Annotated in this window: 12 protein-coding genes and 4 tRNA genes; 15 read left to right on the top strand and 1 reads right to left on the bottom strand. The window is 38.9% G+C overall.

Annotated features, from left to right (window positions below; all coding sequences use genetic code 11):
• Positions 1-3 precede the first annotated feature (3 nt).
• The 9 genes from FS608_RS24810 (at position 4) to FS608_RS24770 (ending at position 8,807) form a co-directional block, all read left to right on the top strand.
• Positions 4-80 (top strand) — tRNA-Ile (locus FS608_RS24810).
• 8 nt (positions 81-88) lie between these two features.
• Positions 89-163: transfer RNA gene (locus FS608_RS24805), tRNA-Asn, on the top strand.
• Positions 164-166: 3 nt separating this feature from the next.
• Positions 167-257 (top strand) — tRNA-Ser (locus tag FS608_RS24800).
• Positions 258-265: 8 nt separating this feature from the next.
• Positions 266-337, top strand: a tRNA-Glu gene (locus FS608_RS24795).
• A 545-nt stretch (positions 338-882) separates the two neighbouring features.
• A complete protein-coding gene (gene glgB, locus FS608_RS24790) occupies positions 883-2,826 on the top strand; it encodes a 1,4-alpha-glucan branching protein GlgB (protein WP_144555242.1) in 1,944 nt (647 codons plus the stop codon).
• Positions 2,774-3,919 carry a glucose-1-phosphate adenylyltransferase gene (locus FS608_RS24785; RefSeq protein ID WP_144555241.1) on the top strand — a complete coding sequence of 382 codons (1,146 nt, stop codon included), beginning with the start codon at positions 2,774-2,776 and terminating at the stop codon, positions 3,917-3,919. The genes glgB and FS608_RS24785 overlap by 53 nt, the downstream gene beginning before the upstream one ends.
• A 22-nt stretch (positions 3,920-3,941) precedes the next feature.
• The gene (locus FS608_RS24780) at positions 3,942-4,973 is read left to right on the top strand and encodes a GlgC family sugar phosphate nucleotidyltransferase (protein ID WP_144555240.1); all 1,032 of its coding nucleotides are present in this window, start codon (positions 3,942-3,944) and stop codon (positions 4,971-4,973) included.
• Complete coding sequence (gene glgA / locus FS608_RS24775) at positions 4,970-6,421, top strand: glycogen synthase GlgA (RefSeq protein ID WP_144555239.1); 1,452 nt, start codon at positions 4,970-4,972, stop codon at positions 6,419-6,421. Before FS608_RS24780 ends, glgA begins: the two co-directional genes overlap by 4 nt.
• Positions 6,411-8,807 (top strand): glycogen/starch/alpha-glucan phosphorylase, encoded by a 2,397-nt coding sequence (locus tag FS608_RS24770; RefSeq protein ID WP_144555238.1) that lies wholly within the window; start codon positions 6,411-6,413, stop codon positions 8,805-8,807. The genes glgA and FS608_RS24770 overlap by 11 nt, the downstream gene beginning before the upstream one ends.
• A gap of 32 nt (positions 8,808-8,839) precedes the next feature.
• Here FS608_RS24770 and FS608_RS24765 read toward each other — a convergent pair whose 3' ends face one another.
• Positions 8,840-9,775, bottom strand: a complete 936-nt coding sequence (locus FS608_RS24765; protein ID WP_144555237.1) for a 1,4-dihydroxy-2-naphthoate polyprenyltransferase — start codon at positions 9,773-9,775, stop codon at positions 8,840-8,842.
• 364 nt (positions 9,776-10,139) lie between these two features.
• Between FS608_RS24765 and FS608_RS24760 the strand changes: the two genes are divergently transcribed.
• The 6 genes from FS608_RS24760 (at position 10,140) to menC (ending at position 17,827) form a co-directional block, all read left to right on the top strand.
• Positions 10,140-11,543 (top strand): isochorismate synthase, encoded by a 1,404-nt coding sequence (locus FS608_RS24760; RefSeq protein ID WP_144555236.1) that lies wholly within the window; start codon positions 10,140-10,142, stop codon positions 11,541-11,543.
• A gap of 1 nt (position 11,544) precedes the next feature.
• A complete protein-coding gene (menD, locus tag FS608_RS24755; RefSeq protein WP_144555235.1) occupies positions 11,545-13,293 on the top strand; it encodes a 2-succinyl-5-enolpyruvyl-6-hydroxy-3-cyclohexene-1-carboxylic-acid synthase in 1,749 nt (582 codons plus the stop codon).
• Positions 13,294-14,118, top strand: coding sequence for a 2-succinyl-6-hydroxy-2,4-cyclohexadiene-1-carboxylate synthase (menH, locus tag FS608_RS24750; protein WP_144555234.1), 825 nt, complete (start codon positions 13,294-13,296; stop codon positions 14,116-14,118).
• 14 nt (positions 14,119-14,132) lie between these two features.
• The gene (gene menB / locus FS608_RS24745; protein ID WP_144555233.1) at positions 14,133-14,951 is read left to right on the top strand and encodes a 1,4-dihydroxy-2-naphthoyl-CoA synthase; all 819 of its coding nucleotides are present in this window, start codon (positions 14,133-14,135) and stop codon (positions 14,949-14,951) included.
• Between the two features lie 274 nt (positions 14,952-15,225).
• Entirely contained in the window at positions 15,226-16,725 is a 1,500-nt protein-coding gene (locus FS608_RS24740) for an o-succinylbenzoate--CoA ligase (protein WP_144555232.1), read from the top strand.
• Positions 16,721-17,827 (top strand): o-succinylbenzoate synthase, encoded by a 1,107-nt coding sequence (gene menC / locus FS608_RS24735; protein WP_144555245.1) that lies wholly within the window; start codon positions 16,721-16,723, stop codon positions 17,825-17,827. Before FS608_RS24740 ends, menC begins: the two co-directional genes overlap by 5 nt.
• Positions 17,828-17,864 lie beyond the last annotated feature (37 nt).

The following is a 17,864-nucleotide window of genomic DNA, read 5'->3' as shown; positions in this document are numbered from 1 at the left end:
TATGGGCCTATAGCTCAGCTGGTTAGAGCGCACGCCTGATAAGCGTGAGGTCGATGGTTCGAGTCCATTTAGGCCCACCATATATTGTTCCGCAGTAGCTCAGTGGTAGAGCTATCGGCTGTTAACCGATCGGTCGTAGGTTCGAGTCCTACCTGCGGAGCCAAACGGGGAAGTACTCAAGTGGCTGAAGAGGCGCCCCTGCTAAGGGTGTAGGTCGGGTGACCGGCGCGAGGGTTCAAATCCCTCCTTCTCCGCCATATTTTATGGCCCCTTGGTCAAGCGGTTAAGACACCTCCCTTTCACGGAGGTAACACGGGTTCGAGTCCCGTAGGGGTCATAGAAGACTGATAACAATTTTGTTATCAGTCTTTTTATGCATACTTTTGCTAAAATTCGATTGTATTCAATATTTAACTGGGCTGCTAAAGATCTATTGATGTACCGTGATGTTTTACTTCAACCAGAAATTCTCCTCCTTTATTCCTAGCCTAAAATACCCTCTTGGGCTCTTAAAGCACTCATCAGCGAACGGATAACTCCTTACTAAGAAATGATATATTAATATAATATTTTCACTCATGCCTTTTTCGAAACTCTGCTGGCAACGCTTACATTTCTGCCTATTAGGCTAATTTTGAATTATATTTCAAATAACATTTTTGGGCTGAAAAATAAAAAAAATTAAAAAATTTTTATAATTTTTTGACGATTAATGAAGGATATATTGAAGAATGGTGTCGAAAAATGGCGAACTTTAGTTTTTAATGGAATATAGTATCGATTATTGTCAGAAAAGATAAAAAAGTTTTATGAGGAATATTGATAAAATACACTTATAATTGGTTTTTGAAATACATATTTTCATTGAGGATGAGGAGAGCCATGACAGTGAATACGTTTTTTCCGACTGACTATCAGTTGCATTTATTTCATGAGGGAAATTTTTTCCAAAGTCATCAGCTTTTTGGCGCTCATATCTTTAAGAATTCCGATAAAATTTATACACGATTTTGCGTATGGGCCCCTAATGCTTCGGAAGTTAGGCTTACGGGGGATTTTAATAACTGGAATGGTGAAGGGTATGAATTGCAAAGGGTTAACGATGAGGGAGTATGGATTCTGATTGTAAACAGGGATCTAACAGGAAAGCTTTATAAGTATGAAATTTTCTCACAAACAGGTGAGAAGTTGTTAAAATCAGATCCATTTGCTTTTTATTCTGAAATAAGACCCAATACAGCTTCGATTGTTTATTCGTTAGAAAATTATAAGTGGCAGGACAATCAATGGATGACTCGAAGAGGAAAAAAGCCACTTCTTTCAGAACCAGCCGTGATTTATGAGGTGCATCTAGGGTCTTGGAAAAAGAAAGAAGATGGGGAGTACCTAACCTATTTAGAACTGGCAGCAGAACTTATTCCATATGTATTGGAACATGGTTTTACCCATATTGAGATATTACCGCTTGTTGAGCACCCGCTGGACGCATCGTGGGGCTATCAAGGAATTGGTTACTTTTCGGTAACATCCAGGTATGGAACGCCGGATGAATTTAGAGAATTCGTTGATCAAATGCATCAACATGGTATTGGAGTTATTCTTGATTGGGTTCCTGGTCATTATTGCAAGGATGCGCATGGACTTTATCGTTTCGATGGGACGCACATTTATTCCTATTCAACCGAAAGTGATCGAGAAAATGCTGTATGGGGAACAGCAAACTTTGACCTTGGAAAAGGTGAGGTACAAAGTTTCCTTATCTCTAATGCGCTATTTTGGATTGATTATTTCCATATTGATGGATTTCGTATGGATGCAGTAGCAAATATCATATACTGGCCAAACGGTACTAATGAAAGACGAGAGAATCCATTTGGCATTAACTTCTTGAAAAAATTAAATAATCAAGTACACGAGCATAATCCAAATTTTGTAATGATTGGGGAGGACTCAACCGAATATCCAAATGTTACAACCCCAGTTAATTACGGTGGACTTGGCTTTGATTATAAATGGAATATGGGTTGGATGAATGACATGTTGGAGTACATGGAAACACCACCGTTTCTACGGTCTCATGTTCACTCCAAGGTAACGTTTTCATTTTTATATGCCTTTTTAGAAAACTTTATGCTTCCTTTTTCTCACGATGAAGTAGTTCACGGGAAAAAGTCATTATTAGATAAGATGCCAGGTGATTATTGGGAGAAATTTGCACAGCTAAGACTTTTGTTAGGTTATATGTTTGCCCATCCAGGAAAAAAACTTCTGTTTATGGGCTTTGAATTAGGACAGTTTGCTGAATGGAAAGATAAAGAGCAGCTTGATTGGAACTTATTGGACTATGAAATGCACCAAAAATTAAATGCTTATGTCAAGTTCCTAACAAAAGTTTATAAACGATCAAAGGCTCTCTATGAACTTGATTATTTACAAGACGGATTCCAATGGATAGATGCAGATAACAGTGCACAATCTATTTATTCTTTTATAAGAAAAGGGAAAAAGGAAGATGAAACTCTAGTTGTTATTTGTAATTTTACAGGCGTTAGTTATCCTGTCTATACCATTGGTGTTCCTAAAAGTGGTGAATACCGCGAAATTTTCAATAGTGATCATGAAGAATACGGTGGGGCTGGATTGGTTAATAAAAAAACAATCATTGCAGCAGAAGAGCCATACCATGGCCAGCCGCATTCAATCAATTTAACAATTCCTGCGTTTGGATTTCAAATCATCAGACCGGTTAAAAAGCGAAAGGAGCGAAAAGGTAATGGCAAAGAAAAAGTGCGTAGCCATGTTATTAGCAGGAGGAAAAGGGAGTAGGCTTAATTCGCTGACAAAGGATCTAGCGAAACCTGCGGTTCCTTTTGGAGGGAAATATCGTATTATTGATTTCCCATTAAGTAATTGTGCCAATTCAAACATTGATACAGTCGGGGTTTTAACACAATACCAACCATTATTATTAAATTCCTATATTGGGATTGGCAGTGCCTGGGACCTTGATCGAAAGGATGGCGGGGTAACTGTACTCCCTCCATATGCCGAATCTTCTGAAGTAAAGTGGTATACGGGGACCGCCAGTGCCATTTATCAAAACCTAAATTACCTTAAACAATACCAGCCAGATTATGTGTTAATTCTCTCCGGTGACCATATCTACAAAATGAACTATGAGAATATGCTAGAGTACCATATTGAAAAAAGAGCGGATGTTACGATTTCCTTAATAGAAGTTCCATGGAACGAAGCCAGCCGTTTTGGGATCATGGATACGGATGAAGATTTAAGAATTACCGATTTTGATGAAAAGCCAGACAATCCGAAGAATAATCTTGCTTCAATGGGCATTTATATTTTTAGCTGGAATATACTTAAAGAATATTTAGAAATGGACGAACGAAATCCTGATTCAAGTCATGATTTTGGTAAAGATGTAATCCCGATGCTTTTAGAGGAAAATAAGAAGTTATATGCCTATCCGTTTAAAGGATATTGGAAAGATGTGGGTACAGTTAAAAGCCTTTGGGAGGCTAACATGGATTTGTTAAGTGAAGATTGCGATTTAGATTTATTTGATCACGGATGGAGGATTTATTCTGTCAATCCAAACCAGCCGCCGCAATATATTTCTTCAGATGCAATTGTAAAAGAGTCACTTATTAATGAAGGGTGTACGATTGAAGGAGAAGTTGACAAATCTGTTCTATTTCAAGGTGTGACGGTCGGTAAAGGAACAATTATTAAAGAGTCTGTCATCATGCCTGATGCGATCATTGGCAGTAATTGTTTGATTGAGAAAGCGATAGTTCAAGAAGATGTAAAGGTTCCAGATGGGACCGTTATTCGCTCGTTTGATGATGAGATTATTTTAGTTACTAATGAAATGTTAAGCGGGCTTTATCCTGCTTTTTAATAAAATCCAGGAGGGACTTTGATTGAAAAGAAAGCTTTTAGGTGTAATTGACGCCACAACATATCATGACGATTTAGAGGATTTATTAACGCATCGCTCACTCGCTGCTCTGCCTTTTGCAGGGCGTTACCGGATTATTGATTTTGTGTTATCAAATATGGTGAATTCAGGTATTCGTAGTGTGGCAATATTTCCAAAAATGCAGTACCGTTCACTGATGGATCATTTGGGTTCCGGTAAGAATTGGGATTTAAACAGAAAACGGGATGGTCTTTTCTTTTTCCCTTCTCCAATCGTTGATTTTGATGGAAATAAAATCGGCTCGTTTGAAAATTTTGCAGCAAATTTGGACTTCTTTTATCGCAGTACGCAAGAGTATGCAATCATTACTAATTGTAATACAGTGTTCAACATGAACTTTAGACCAATCCTAGATTGGCATAGTCGTTCTGGCTGTGACATCACCGAAATCCATCGCAAAGATGGAGGTTCAATGGAGATGTACTTAATTAAAACATCTCTCCTGATTAAGTTAATTGAAACACGAAATGAAACAGGGTATACATGTATGAATGATGTCGTTAATGACCTTCAGGATCTTTACTCTGTTTGTCACTATGAATATGACGGTTATGCCGTGATGATAGATTCAATCGAAAACTATTTTTCTACTAGCATGAATTTATTACAGCCCGAAGTATGGCAACAGCTATTTCCAAATGATCAGCCAATCTTTACTAAGGTTAAGGATGAACCACCAACGAAGCATGTAAAGGGGTCTGAAGTAAGAAATTCAATGATTGCCAATGGCTGTGTAATCAATGGATCGGTAGAAAATAGTATTATTTCTCGAGGAGTAAAGATTGGCAAAGGTGCCGTTATTAAGAATTGTATCATCATGCAAAAGTGCCAAATTGAAGATAACTGTTATCTTGATTCCGTAATTTTAGACAAAGACGTTAAAGTGGAGGCCGGAACGCATTTGTCTGGCACAGCACAATCACCAATTGTGATTCGTAAAGGGACCAAACAAGGAGCGTTGATGAACTCGTGAAAGTACTATTTGCAGTGTCGGAATGTGGACCATTTGCAAAATCGGGAGGATTAGCCGATGTTGCAGGTTCCCTTCCAAAAGAATTAAAGAGTTTAGGAACTGATGTTAGAGTCATTCTTCCAAAATACGGAACCATTGCAGATGAATTTAAGAGTGAAATGAAAAAGGTGAAAGAGTTCACCGTTTCTGTAGGCTGGAGAAATCAATTTTGTGGTATAGAGGAACTTACCTATCAAGGAGTAACCTTCTATTTTATCGATAATGAATATTATTTCAAACGAGAAGGTTTATATGGATATTATGATGATGGGGAAAGATTTGCTTATTTTAATAGGGCAGTTTTAGAAACAATCGCGGAGCTTAATTTTTATCCCGATGTGCTGCATTGTCATGATTGGCATACGGCAATGATTCCTTTCCTTTTACGGACAGAATATCAAAAACGAAAAGAATATGGTCACATACGAACGGTGTTTACCATTCATAACCTGCAATTCCAAGGGATATTTCCGAAAGAGGTATTAGGAGATTTGTTAGGAATGGATTATAATTCTTTTCATTCCGGTCACTTAGAGTTTTTCGGAAATATTAATTATATGAAGGGGGCACTTGTCGCAGCGGACAAAATTACGACAGTAAGCCCAACCTATAAAGAGGAAATTCAAACACCTGCTTATGGTGAAAAATTAGATGGTTTATTAAGATCAAGAAAAGAGGATCTGATTGGAATTCTAAACGGGATTGATGAAGATTTTTATAATCCTGCAAAAGATCCATTAATTTATCAAACTTATACGGTTAATCATCATCAGAAAAAGATGGTAAATAAAAGTGAGATCCAAGATCACTTTGGATTGCCTCAGTCGTCACGTACACCTTTATTAGTGATGATTACAAGACTGACAAAGCAAAAAGGCCTTGATCTAGTTAAGTGTGTACTTCGTGAAATTTTGCAGGAGGACGTCCAGGTAATTGTCTTGGGTACAGGGGATTATGAATACGAAGAACATTTAAGACAGGCGGCACGGATTTATCCTGAAAAATTAAAAGTTCATACAGGTTTTAATGAAGGGCTTGCCCATAAACTTTATGCAGCTGCCGATTTATTTTTAATGCCTTCCCAATTTGAACCTTGTGGGCTTGGACAATTGATCGCCATGAAATATGGAGCTATCCCGATTGTTAGGGAAACAGGCGGTTTAAATGATACAATAAACTCTTGGAACGAATTTACAGGAAAAGGAAACGGATTCTCCTTCTCCAATTTTAATGCCCACGATATGCTCTATACGATTAAACGAGCTCTAAGTGTTTACCATGATTCACATTCGTGGAACTCCATTGTAAAACAAGCAATGGAAATGGATTATAGCTGGGCACAGTCAGCGTATAGCTATAATCAATTATATGCAGAGATCGTTGCAAGGAGTGAAACACATGTTTTCTAATACGGTCGAGTTTAAAGAAAGCTTTCTAAAAAGGATTGAGATGGTATGTGGGAAGAGCTTCTCAGATAGCTCAGCCAGAGACCATTATCAAACACTTGGTATGATGATTGGTGAATTTGTTAGTGCAGATTGGATTACTACAAATGAGAAACATCTAGCAGCAAAGGGAAAGCAGGTTTATTATCTCTCCATTGAATATTTATTGGGGAAATTACTTAGACAAAATCTAATCAATCTCGGGGTGGAAGAAACCGTTCAAGTTGGTTTGAGAGAATTAGGTATAGATTTAGGTGAGCTAGAGGAATTTGAGGCAGATGCAGGCTTAGGAAACGGCGGCTTAGGAAGATTAGCCGCTTGTTTTCTAGATTCATTAGCTTCTCTAAGCCTACCTGGCCATGGTCATGGAATTCGTTATAAACATGGTTTATTTGAACAAAAAATTGTTGATGGCTATCAAGTTGAATTGCCGGAACAATGGTTAAAAAATGGTAATGTATGGGAAATACGTAAAACTGATAGTTCTATTAAAATTCCTTTTTGGGGTAAAGTCGAAGCAAAGATGGAAAACGGCCGCCTTGTTTTTCATCACCTAAATACTGAAACAGTTACGGCTGTGCCACACGATATGCCTGTCATTGGGTATCAGTCAAAAACAATTAATACATTAAGACTCTGGAATGCTGAACCTTCTCAATTTCCCTTACATAAGGATATCTTAAAATATAAACGGGAAACGGAAATGATCTCGGAGTTTTTATATCCTGATGATACCCATGATGAAGGAAAGATTTTACGCTTGAAACAGCAATACTTTTTAGTATCTGCCAGTATTCAATCTATTTTAAAGACCTATCGAAAGCAACACAGCAGCTTGAAACAACTTCATGAACATATCTGTATTCATATCAATGATACGCACCCTGTATTAGCCATTCCAGAACTAATGAGGATTCTGCTTGATGAAGAAGAGTATGATTGGGAACAGGCATGGAATATTACCAAACAAACCATTTCCTACACGAATCATACGACATTGTCTGAGGCTTTAGAGAAGTGGCCGATACATATTTTCCAACCGCTGCTTCCAAGGATTTATATGATTGTAGAAGAAATCAATGAAAGATTTTGCAAGGATTTGTGGGAACAAACTCCTGGGGACTGGGATCGGATTAGGGAACTCGCCATTATAGCCGATAATTATGTGAAAATGGCTCATTTAGCCATTGTTGGAAGTTTTAGTGTTAATGGTGTGGCAAAACTGCATACAGAAATTTTAAAGAAGCGTGAGATGAATCAATTTTATCAACTGTTTCCTGAGAAATTTAATAATAAGACAAACGGAATTGCCTATCGGCGCTGGCTGTTAAAAGCAAATCCAAAATTATCTTCATTCATTACAGAAACCATCGGTTCCGATTGGACCTATCAAGCAACAGAACTTTCCCAACTGCTCCATTATCAAAATGATCCTTCGTTTTTGGAACAACTGTTAAAAATAAAAAATGAAAACAAACAAACGCTTGCGAAAGTTATTCTCGAGAAAACGGGAACTGCGGTGGATACTAATGCTATTTTTGATGTACAAGTAAAGCGTCTGCATGCGTATAAGCGGCAGCTTTTAAATGTTTTACATATTATGCATCTGTATAACCGGCTAAAAGAAGATTCAAGCTACCCTGTTGTTCCTAGAGTGTTTATTTTTGGTGCCAAAGCATCGCCAGGCTATTATTATGCAAAGAAAATCATCAAATTAATAAATTCTGTAGCGGAAAAGGTAAACAATGACCCAGTAATCGGCGATAAAATGAAAGTGATCTTTCTAGAAAATTATCGTGTTTCGCTTGCGGAAAAAATCTTCCCTGCAGCAGATGTGAGTGAACAAATCTCTACTGCAAGTAAGGAAGCCTCCGGGACAGGAAATATGAAATTTATGATAAATGGAGCATTAACGGTAGGAACTTTAGATGGTGCCAATATTGAAATTCGTGAATTAGTCGGTAATGACAATATATTCACGTTTGGATTAACCGCTGATGAGGTTCTACACTACTATCAGTACGGCGGTTATCAATCTGATGAATATTACCACCATGATTATCGGATTCGCCAAGCAGTAGATCAACTTGTTAATGGATTTTTCCCTGGGGCAAATAATGAATTTGAACCAATATTTGATTCGCTCCTTCAGGAAAATGATCAATATTTTGTCTTAAAGGATTTTGCATCCTATGCGGATATACAACGTTCAATTGGTGAAACATTTACTGATCGATTACGTTGGCAGCAAATGAGCTTAAGAAATATCGCCCAAGCTGGTTACTTTTCAAGCGACCGTACCATTAAGGAATACGCTGATGATATATGGGGGATTAAGCCCCTGCATTAAAAAAAAGCTTCTGCCAGAGCAGAAGCCTTTTTTTATAGATAATGCCCAATAAATATTCCAATCGCTAATAAAAATCCAAATATAGTATTTGTTTGTGCCGTAGCTTTCATGGCTGGTGCCATTTTAATTGGAATCGTGTTTTCAATAAAGCCTTTAGTAGCCTTAATAGCCTTTGGAGCGCTAAGGATCACAAGTGCTGTCCAAACTGGCAAAATACCCAAAATGATAAGTCCCAAGACCCAAAGAAATGAAAAAGTGAACATCCCTGTTAATAAGTAAATGGCACGTTTTTTCCCAATTAGAATGGCCACTGTTTTACGCCCGTTTTCTTTGTCGCCATCTAGGTCGCGGATGTTATTTGATAACATAATCATCCCAACCAATATCATACTTGGAACAGAGACGAGAATACTCGTGGTGCTGACTGTTCCCGTTTGGATAAAGAAGGAGATTAAAATAATCAGCATTCCCATAAAGAATCCGGAAAGAATTTCACCAAATGGTGTATAAGCAATCGGGAAAGGACCTCCAGTGTAAAAATATCCCACAGCCATACAAATTAACCCCACAGCTGCTAACCACCAGCTGCTATTAGCACAAATATAGATCCCTAATAATAAGGCAATTCCATAAAAGACAAATGCCAGATTTAGGACTGTTTTTGGCTTTATTCCGTCACGAACAATGGTGCCGCCAATTCCAACAGATTGAGCAGTATCCAGCCCGCGTTTGAAATCGAAATATTCATTAAACATATTGGTTGCAGCTTGAATCAATAAACTCGCTATAAGCATGGCAAAAAATAGACCAAAATGAATGTTCCCATGTTTAAGTGATAGGGCCGTACCAAGCAGAACAGGTACGAATGCAGCAGTTAATGTATGGGGACGGGTCATTTGCCACCATACTTGAAAGCCGCGGTTTGATTCAACTACAGGTTCAGAATTCTTCTGTATAGTTGGTTGCATATTCTTCTCTCCCTTTTTTAGTTTCTTTCTCTATATAAAAGGTTAGGTTCGATGTAAAAATGGGCCGTGCCCAAAACTAAGTGTATGTAATTCAAGGAATAGTGTCAATTAATTTTTCCTATCAAATCTAGAAGATTATACCTGTTTGATTATTATTGGATGGTTGGTGGGAAAATGATAAAAATGAAAAAATCAATGTGAGAGCTGATTTTATCAATTAGGTGAAATCTTAAGATATAATAGGGAATGGAGCAGGTTTGCTAGTGACAAGTATTACTGACTTCTTTACAATGAAGGTAGTATGCTAAAAATTGCTTTAATATGAATGGATAACAGTCATTTCGGCTGTTTTGGAGGGATTTGTTTGATTACCATTCAAGAATTGGAAATAATGGAACGTGGTCTTTTGGCTGTCAAACGCGCAAAAGAACTAGGCCGGCCCATTTTAATTAGTGAAGTTCATAAAATGGACACGATAAACCCACTATCATTTTTTAATATAGGAAAAGAACAATTTCGCGGTGAACGATTCTTTTGGAAAGACCCAACAGATGAAACCGTACTTATTGGACTCGGGATTTCTAAACAAATTCAGTCGGATCAGGCTTCTGACCGCTTTTTTCATGTTGAAAAAGAATGGGAAAAATTTTTAAGGGATAGCCTTATTTTTAATCCATATACCGAAATGGGTGTAGGGCCAGTTATGTTCGGCGGCTTTTCGTTTGACCCCTACAAAGAAAAAACCGACCTGTGGTCGGAGTACGCCAATTCTTTGTTCCATCTGCCGAAATATTTATTGAGTATTATTGAAGGTCAAACGTTTTTAACAACAAATACGGTTTGTACTCCTCATGAGGATCCTCACTTATTTAAAACAGTAAGCGAAGAGAGAAATGAAATTTTAAATGCTCTCCATCAAAATGACCCCAAAAATTCGGCCGCTGCACTTCTGGAAATGAAAGAGATTGGACCTGAGATGTGGAAGAAAACTGTTGATGGAGTTGTGAAGGAATTAACAGATGGTCCGCTAAAAAAGGTTGTGCTTGCTCGTGAATTGAGGCTTGTGTTTGACGGCCAAGTTATGGCAGAGGATGTCCTAAATAATTTGTATATGCAGCAGCATGAAAGCTTTATTTTTGCATTTGAATCAAATGGTGATTGTTTTATTGGCGCCTCCCCTGAAAGACTGGTGAAAAAGCAAGGAAATGAAGTGTACTCAACGTGTCTTGCTGGTTCCATCTCACGAGGCAAAACAGAAGAGGAAGACCTAAAATTGGGTCAGATGTTATTAAATGACCAAAAAAACTTGAAAGAGCATGGCTTTGTTGTGGAAATGATAAAAGAAGCTCTGGAAGAATCTTGCCAAGAAATTATTTTACCTAAAAAGCCACATTTAATGAAGATAAGAGATATACAGCATTTGTATACCCCTGTGGTCGGAAAATGTCATAAAGATGCTTCACTGATGCTATTGGTCGAAAGACTACACCCAACACCAGCCTTGGGCGGACTTCCGAAAGAGGAAGCAGTTGTTAAAATTAGAGAAGTAGAACAACTGGATCGTGGTTTCTATGCTGCCCCATTAGGCTGGATGGATTATAGAAAAAATGGTGAATTTGCTGTTTCCATTCGCTCTGGACTCATTCAGGGGGAAGAAGTTTCGTTGTTTGCAGGATGTGGAGTTGTAGCAGATTCTGACTCAGAAAGTGAATATTTGGAGACGAGTTTGAAATTTAAACCTATGCTCCGAGCCCTTGGAGGAAATTGATATGGATCATCAAGAATCATTAACAGCCTATATAGCAGCTATTGTTTCAGAACTTATCTTCACGGGAGTAACCGATGTGGTTGTCAGCCCTGGTTCTCGGTCCACTCCTATGGCGATGATTATGGCAGAGCATCCTGATCTTAATGTTCATATACATGTGGATGAACGGTCAGCTGCTTTTTTTGCTTTAGGAATAGCCAAGTCTTTAAATAAACCAGTTGCAATCCTTTGTACTTCAGGTACGGCCGCAGCGAATTATTTCCCTGCAATTGTTGAAGCGCGGTATGCACGAGTACCTTTGATTGTGTTAACTGCAGATCGGCCTCATGAACTCAGAGAAGTAGGTGCACCACAAGCAATCGATCAAATCCATTTATATGGGAAACATGTAAAGTGGTTTTCTGAAATGGCTTTACCTGAAAAAAGTGATGAAATCATTCGTTATGCTCGAACCATTTGTGCACGAGCGGTAGCCATTGCAAAAAGTGCGCCTTCTGGTCCTGTACATTTGAATTTTCCTTTTAGGGAACCATTAGTACCCAAGCTGGATGATGAACTCTTCCAGCTTCGTGAACGTCCGAACGGCTATGTGAAAGTTCATACTGGGGATTTAACAATGGCAGAAGAACAATTTAAAGAAATTGCCGAAAAACTGTCAAAAACAAATAGAGGAATTATTGTATGTGGAACTATTGTCGATGATATTTTTTCTGAGGCTGTAACGCGGCTAGCTGAAAAACTTAAATTCCCGATTATTGCTGACCCCTTGTCACAGTTAAGAAGTGGGAAACATAGCCTTGATAATATTATTGAAGCCTATGATACCTTTTTAAGAAACGACGATGCAAAAGTCTTCTTAAAGCCGGATGTTATTCTTAGATTTGGAGCAATGCCCATTTCTAAAGCATTAACAATTTTTATAAAAGAAAATGGAGACGCTGATCAGTATGTGATCGATGGCGGCGGTGGGTGGCGTGACCCAGCATCGTTATCAACAAATATGATTTTCTGTAATGAATCGTTATTCTGCGAGAAAATAGAAACATATACAGATGAGAAATCTTCTGTCGATTTCCTAACAGCTTGGAAAAGGGTTAACCAAATATCAAAAGAAACGATGATATCGCTTAGCGATATAACAGATTTAAGCGAAGGCAGACTGTTCTATCAATTAGCTGATATGCTCCCTGAAGGAGCTGCACTATTTGTAGGCAATAGTATGCCAATCCGTGACTTAGATAGCTTTTTTCTTAGTAATCATAAAACAATTAAAGTAATGGCAAATAGGGGAGCGAATGGAATCGACGGTACCGTTTCTACGGCTTTGGGTGCTGCATTAAACTCATCATCCTTGTACCTTGTCCTTGGTGATTTAACCTTTTTCCATGACTTAAATGGGTTGATTGCAGCAAAACTATACAATATAAATATTAATATAATTCTAATCAATAATAATGGCGGCGGAATTTTCTCCTTCCTCCCGCAATCAGAGCATCCGGAAAACTTTGAACTTTTGTTCGGTACTCCGCTCGGAATTAATTTTGAGCATGCTGTTAAGATGTTTAATGGAAATTACATAAGAATAAAGGATTGGGATCATTTTGGTGCGGAAATGAGGAAATCCATCAATTCGACCGGGATAAATGTATTCGAGTTGGAAACCAACAGAGAGCGGAATCGTGACGAACACCGCGAATTTTGGGGCTATGTTTCCCAGGAAATATCAAACTTTGTCAAAGGTGAACAATAAATGTATATCGTTATCGATGGGAGCCGTTACTATGTCGAAGTTTGTGGTGACGAACTTGGCCCTGTTCCCCTTGTATTGCTGCACGGTTTTACGGGAGACTCTGCCACTTGGGCTCCATTTTATGAAAGCTGGGGAAAGTCGACAAAGCTGATTATCCCTGATATTATTGGACATGGAAAAACAGAGTCCCCCGAGGCACTGAATCGATATCAAATGAATGCTGCTGCTTCTGATTTAAACACGATCCTTGATCAAATGGAGATTGAGCAAGTAGATCTTCTTGGTTATTCCATGGGTGGAAGACTTGCATTAACCTTTGCCATTTTGTATCCAGGGCGTGTCCGAAAATTAATACTTGAGAGTACTTCACCAGGCCTGGCGACGGAAGTCGAAAAAAAACATCGCCGTATGAAAGATGCCGAACTTGCTAACTTTATTAAGGAACAGGGAATCAAAGCGTTTGTGGATTATTGGGAAGAGATTCCCCTTTTTTCCACCATGAAGCGCCTTCCAAGGGAAACTCAGAAAAAGATTAGGGAACAGCGTTTGAATAATTCGCCCAACGGCCTAGCCAACAGTTTACTTGGAATGGGCACTGGGTCCCAATCATCTTGGTGGGGCAGGTTAAGTGAATTAACTTGTGAAGTTTTGCTTTTAACAGGTGCGGAGGATCATAAGTTTTGTTCGATTGCGAGTCATATGATGAAGGAGCTAAAAAATAGCTCTTGGGTAGTGATTGAGGAAAGCGGGCATGCAATTCATGTGGAAGAACCTGAAAAGTTTGGTACAATAGTAAGTGACTTTTTGTCGAATGAAAATAAATAAAGGAGGAGATTATTTTGACAGTAGAATGGATTGCGGGACGCAAATATGAAGAAATTTTATATGAAACATCTAATGGTATTGCCAAAATTACCATTAACCGTCCACATGTACATAATGCATTTACACCGAGAACAGTTTCTGAATTGATTGACGCATTTGCCTATGCGCGTGATGATGCAAGTATAGGGGTTATTATCCTAACAGGTGCTGGAGATAAAGCATTTTGTTCGGGTGGAGACCAAAGTGTACGCGGCCATGGAGGATATGTCGGCGAGGATCAGATTCCGCGCCTAAATGTTCTTGATCTTCAACGCCTTATCCGTGTGATTCCAAAACCTGTTATCGCGATGGTAAAAGGATACGCGATAGGCGGCGGCCATGTTCTTCACGTTGTTTGTGACTTAACGATTGCGGCTGACAACGCAGTATTTGGGCAAACTGGTCCAAAGGTTGGAAGTTTTGATGCAGGCTATGGCTCTGGTTATCTTGCAAGAATCATTGGTCATAAAAAAGCTCGTGAGATTTGGTACTTATGCCGTCAATATAATGCTCAAGAAGCACTTGATATGGGCTTAGTTAATACGGTTGTTCCACTTGAAAAAGTAGAAGAAGAAACGATTCAGTGGTGTAATGAAATTCTTGAGAAAAGTCCTACAGCCTTGCGCTTCTTGAAGGCAGCAATGAATGCAGATACAGACGGCTTAGCTGGACTACAACAATTTGCTGGGGATGCAACCCTGCTTTACTATACAACAGATGAAGCAAAAGAAGGACGCGATTCCTTTAAAGAAAAACGTAAGCCTGACTTTGGGAAATTCCCACGTTTTCCTTGATCATATTAGTAAAACGATAAGTTTAAGTTTTTGAATGAAGATAACTGTCTAGCTCCAGCGCCCAGCGGCTAGTGGACTTCGCTCTTTTCCTTTCGATAAGTCAACATCGGATCGCTAACACTCTCCGTGTTTCCTTTATCTTAGTCAAAGTGCTCCAGTCCATACGCAGCTAAACGGGCGCTTGCGCTTTTCTCAGCAGCTTGATGGTCTCCATCAAGCTGTTTTTAATCGAAATGGGTCTTTTAGCTAGACAGATTAAGAAAGGTGAACCATTATGCAAAATGAAATGATGCCTAATTTTTTGAAGAAAAGAGCGTTTCTAACTCCTAAACGAACTGCGATTTATTTTCAAGAAGAAGTAGTAACCTTTGAAGAACTTTACCGACTTTCTTACCAGGTTGCAGGGAAACTACAAGGAGTAGGTTTTCAAAAAAACCAATATGTGGGTGTTTTATTAAAAAACAATATTGATACAGTTGTTATATTATTTGCCCTTCAGTTATTAGGAGTTAGATCCGTGATATTGAATAATCGCCTCTCTCCTTCAGAACTTTCCTGGCAGCTTAACGATTCAAAGGCAGTTTCATTAATTCTTGATGATTCTTTTTTTGAAACCAAATCCATCATAAAGAAAAGAATTCCATCGCTAAAAATCTTAACAAAAGACGATATATTTTCCTGTGTCACGCACGTGCCGAATATCATTGAAGAAATATCGCTTTCCGATATATGCACCATTATGTATACATCAGGAACCACAGGTAATCCCAAAGGGGTAATTCAAACCTATGGAAATCACTGGTGGAGTTCCGTTGGTTCAGCCTTAAATTTAGGCTTTATGGAAGGGGATTGCTGGCTATGTAATGTTCCATTGTTCCATATTAGCGGCTATTCCATACTCATGCGGAGTGTCATTTATGGCATGCCAATTGTTCTTCATGACCATTTTGATGTGGAAAAGATAATTGCTGATATCAATGACAAGAGGGTGACGATTATGTCTGTTGTTGGAACTACCTTGACAAGAATCGTTGAAGCTCTTGAAGAACGGCGCCTTTCAAAACAATTCCGCTGTATGCTTCTTGGAGGTGGACCCGCACCATTACCATTACTTCAAGCATGTGTCGAAAAAGATATCCCTGTATTCCAAACTTATGGCATGACCGAATCCTCTTCACAAATTGTTACACTTGCACCTGAATACAGTTTGACAAGGCTGGGTTCTGCAGGCAAGCCGTTGTTCCCCTCACAAATCCAAATCGTAACTGAGGATGGTAATGTGGCGCTGCCGGATATTCCTGGTGAAATTGTCATTAAAGGCCCCAATGTTACTCCTGGCTATTTATTTCGACCGGAAGTTTCAAAAGAAAAGTTTAGGAATGGTTGGTTCCATACCGGTGATATTGGTTACCAGGACGAAGAGGGATTCTTATATGTCCTCGACCGGCGTTCAGACCTAATTATTTCAGGGGGAGAAAATATTTACCCCGCAGAAATAGAAGCTGTCTTATTGTCACATCCTGATGTGAGCGAGGCAGGTGTGACACATGCAGAGAATGCGGAGTGGGGGCAGATACCAATAGCCTTTATTGTGACAAGAAACGGAGCAAACCTTTCGGGCGAAGAACTTAAACAATTTTGCCAACAAAAATTGGCCAAATATAAAGTGCCAAAAGCATTTTATTTTACGAAGGAACTGCCGAGAAATGCCTCGAAAAAACTGCTTCGACGAGAACTCCGTGAGTGGATAAAGGAGGGCATCACCATTGATTAAGCTAAACTCCATCGAGATAAATGTCATTGAAATGCCGTTAAAGGACCCGTTTCTGACCCATTTAGGTACGGTAGAGGTGCGTGAGGGGATTATCATTAAAATAAATAATTCAGATGGTGTTTCAGGATACGGTGAGGGTGTTGCTTTTTCGACTCCGTGGTATACAGAAGAAACAGTTAAAACAAGTTTACATATGATCACTGATTTTCTAATACCACTTCTTCAAAAAAATCCCATCGATCATCCTCGGCAGGTGTCTCAGCTTTTTAGTTCGGTACGTAGGAACAATATGGCTAAAGCTGCTTTAGAAACGGCTTTATGGGATTTATATTCAAAATGTCATTCGCAGCCATTGTCAAAAGCCCTTGGAGGCATATATTCGGCTGTTGCAGCAGGTGTGGTGGTCGCGACGGATTCAACTACAAACGCACTCCGGCAGATTGACCAATATCTTCAGGAGGGGTATCAGCGCATTAAAGTAAAAATTAGTCCAAAACTAGACTATTCCTTACTGTCTGAAATTCGCCGTGTGTATCCTGATATTGCAATCATGGCTGATGCGAATTCTGCCTATACATTAGCTGATATGGATCGAATTAAAGCTCTTGATGACTTCAATTTAATGATGATTGAGCAGCCGCTCAGCGTTGATGATATCCTTGAACACGCGTTGCTTCAAAAGGAAATCAAAACACCCATTTGTTTAGATGAAAGTATTAACAGTTTTGATGATGCACGAAAAGCAATCGAGTTCGGAAGTTGCAAAGTGATTAATATTAAAGTGGGCAGGGTCGGAGGTTTGAATGAAGCGAAACGTATTCATGATTATTGCTTTGAAAAGGGGATACATGTCTGGTGTGGAGGGATGATTGAATTCGGAATTTCCAGGGCCCATAATATTTCACTTGCTTCTTTACCAGGCTTTTCAATCCCAGGGGATATTTCTTCATCAAACCGCTTTTGGGAAGAAGATATTATTACTCCGGAAGTAAACGTTCATAAAGGTTCTGTAACCGTACCTTCAAGTCCTGGGATTGGTTTTGAGATTAACGAGAAACGACTTCAGCAAGTCTTGCAATTGAAAGAGAAATTTGTATTTTAGGAGAAAATATAAAAAATGAACCAGGTTAGTCTGGTTC

Source organism: Bacillus sp. X1(2014), assembly GCF_007678255.1.
The sequence above is the reverse complement of the archived record's forward strand: the minus strand, read 5'-3'. Positions and strand labels throughout refer to the sequence as shown.

What these genes read in the sequence shown, in the direction of transcription:
- FS608_RS24785 (WP_144555241.1), top strand. Translation starts at nt 2,774, where the DNA reads ATGGCAAAGAAAAAGTGCGTAGCCATGTTATTAGCAGGAGGAAAAGGG.
- menH (WP_144555234.1), top strand. Translation starts at nt 13,294, where the DNA reads ATGTATATCGTTATCGATGGGAGCCGTTACTATGTCGAAGTTTGTGGT.
- FS608_RS24740 (WP_144555232.1), top strand. Translation starts at nt 15,226, where the DNA reads ATGCAAAATGAAATGATGCCTAATTTTTTGAAGAAAAGAGCGTTTCTA.
- glgB (WP_144555242.1), top strand. Translation starts at nt 883, where the DNA reads ATGACAGTGAATACGTTTTTTCCGACTGACTATCAGTTGCATTTATTT.
- FS608_RS24770 (WP_144555238.1), top strand. Translation starts at nt 6,411, where the DNA reads ATGTTTTCTAATACGGTCGAGTTTAAAGAAAGCTTTCTAAAAAGGATT.
- FS608_RS24765 (WP_144555237.1), bottom strand. Translation starts at nt 9,775, where the DNA reads ATGCAACCAACTATACAGAAGAATTCTGAACCTGTAGTTGAATCAAAC.
- menD (WP_144555235.1), top strand. Translation starts at nt 11,545, where the DNA reads ATGGATCATCAAGAATCATTAACAGCCTATATAGCAGCTATTGTTTCA.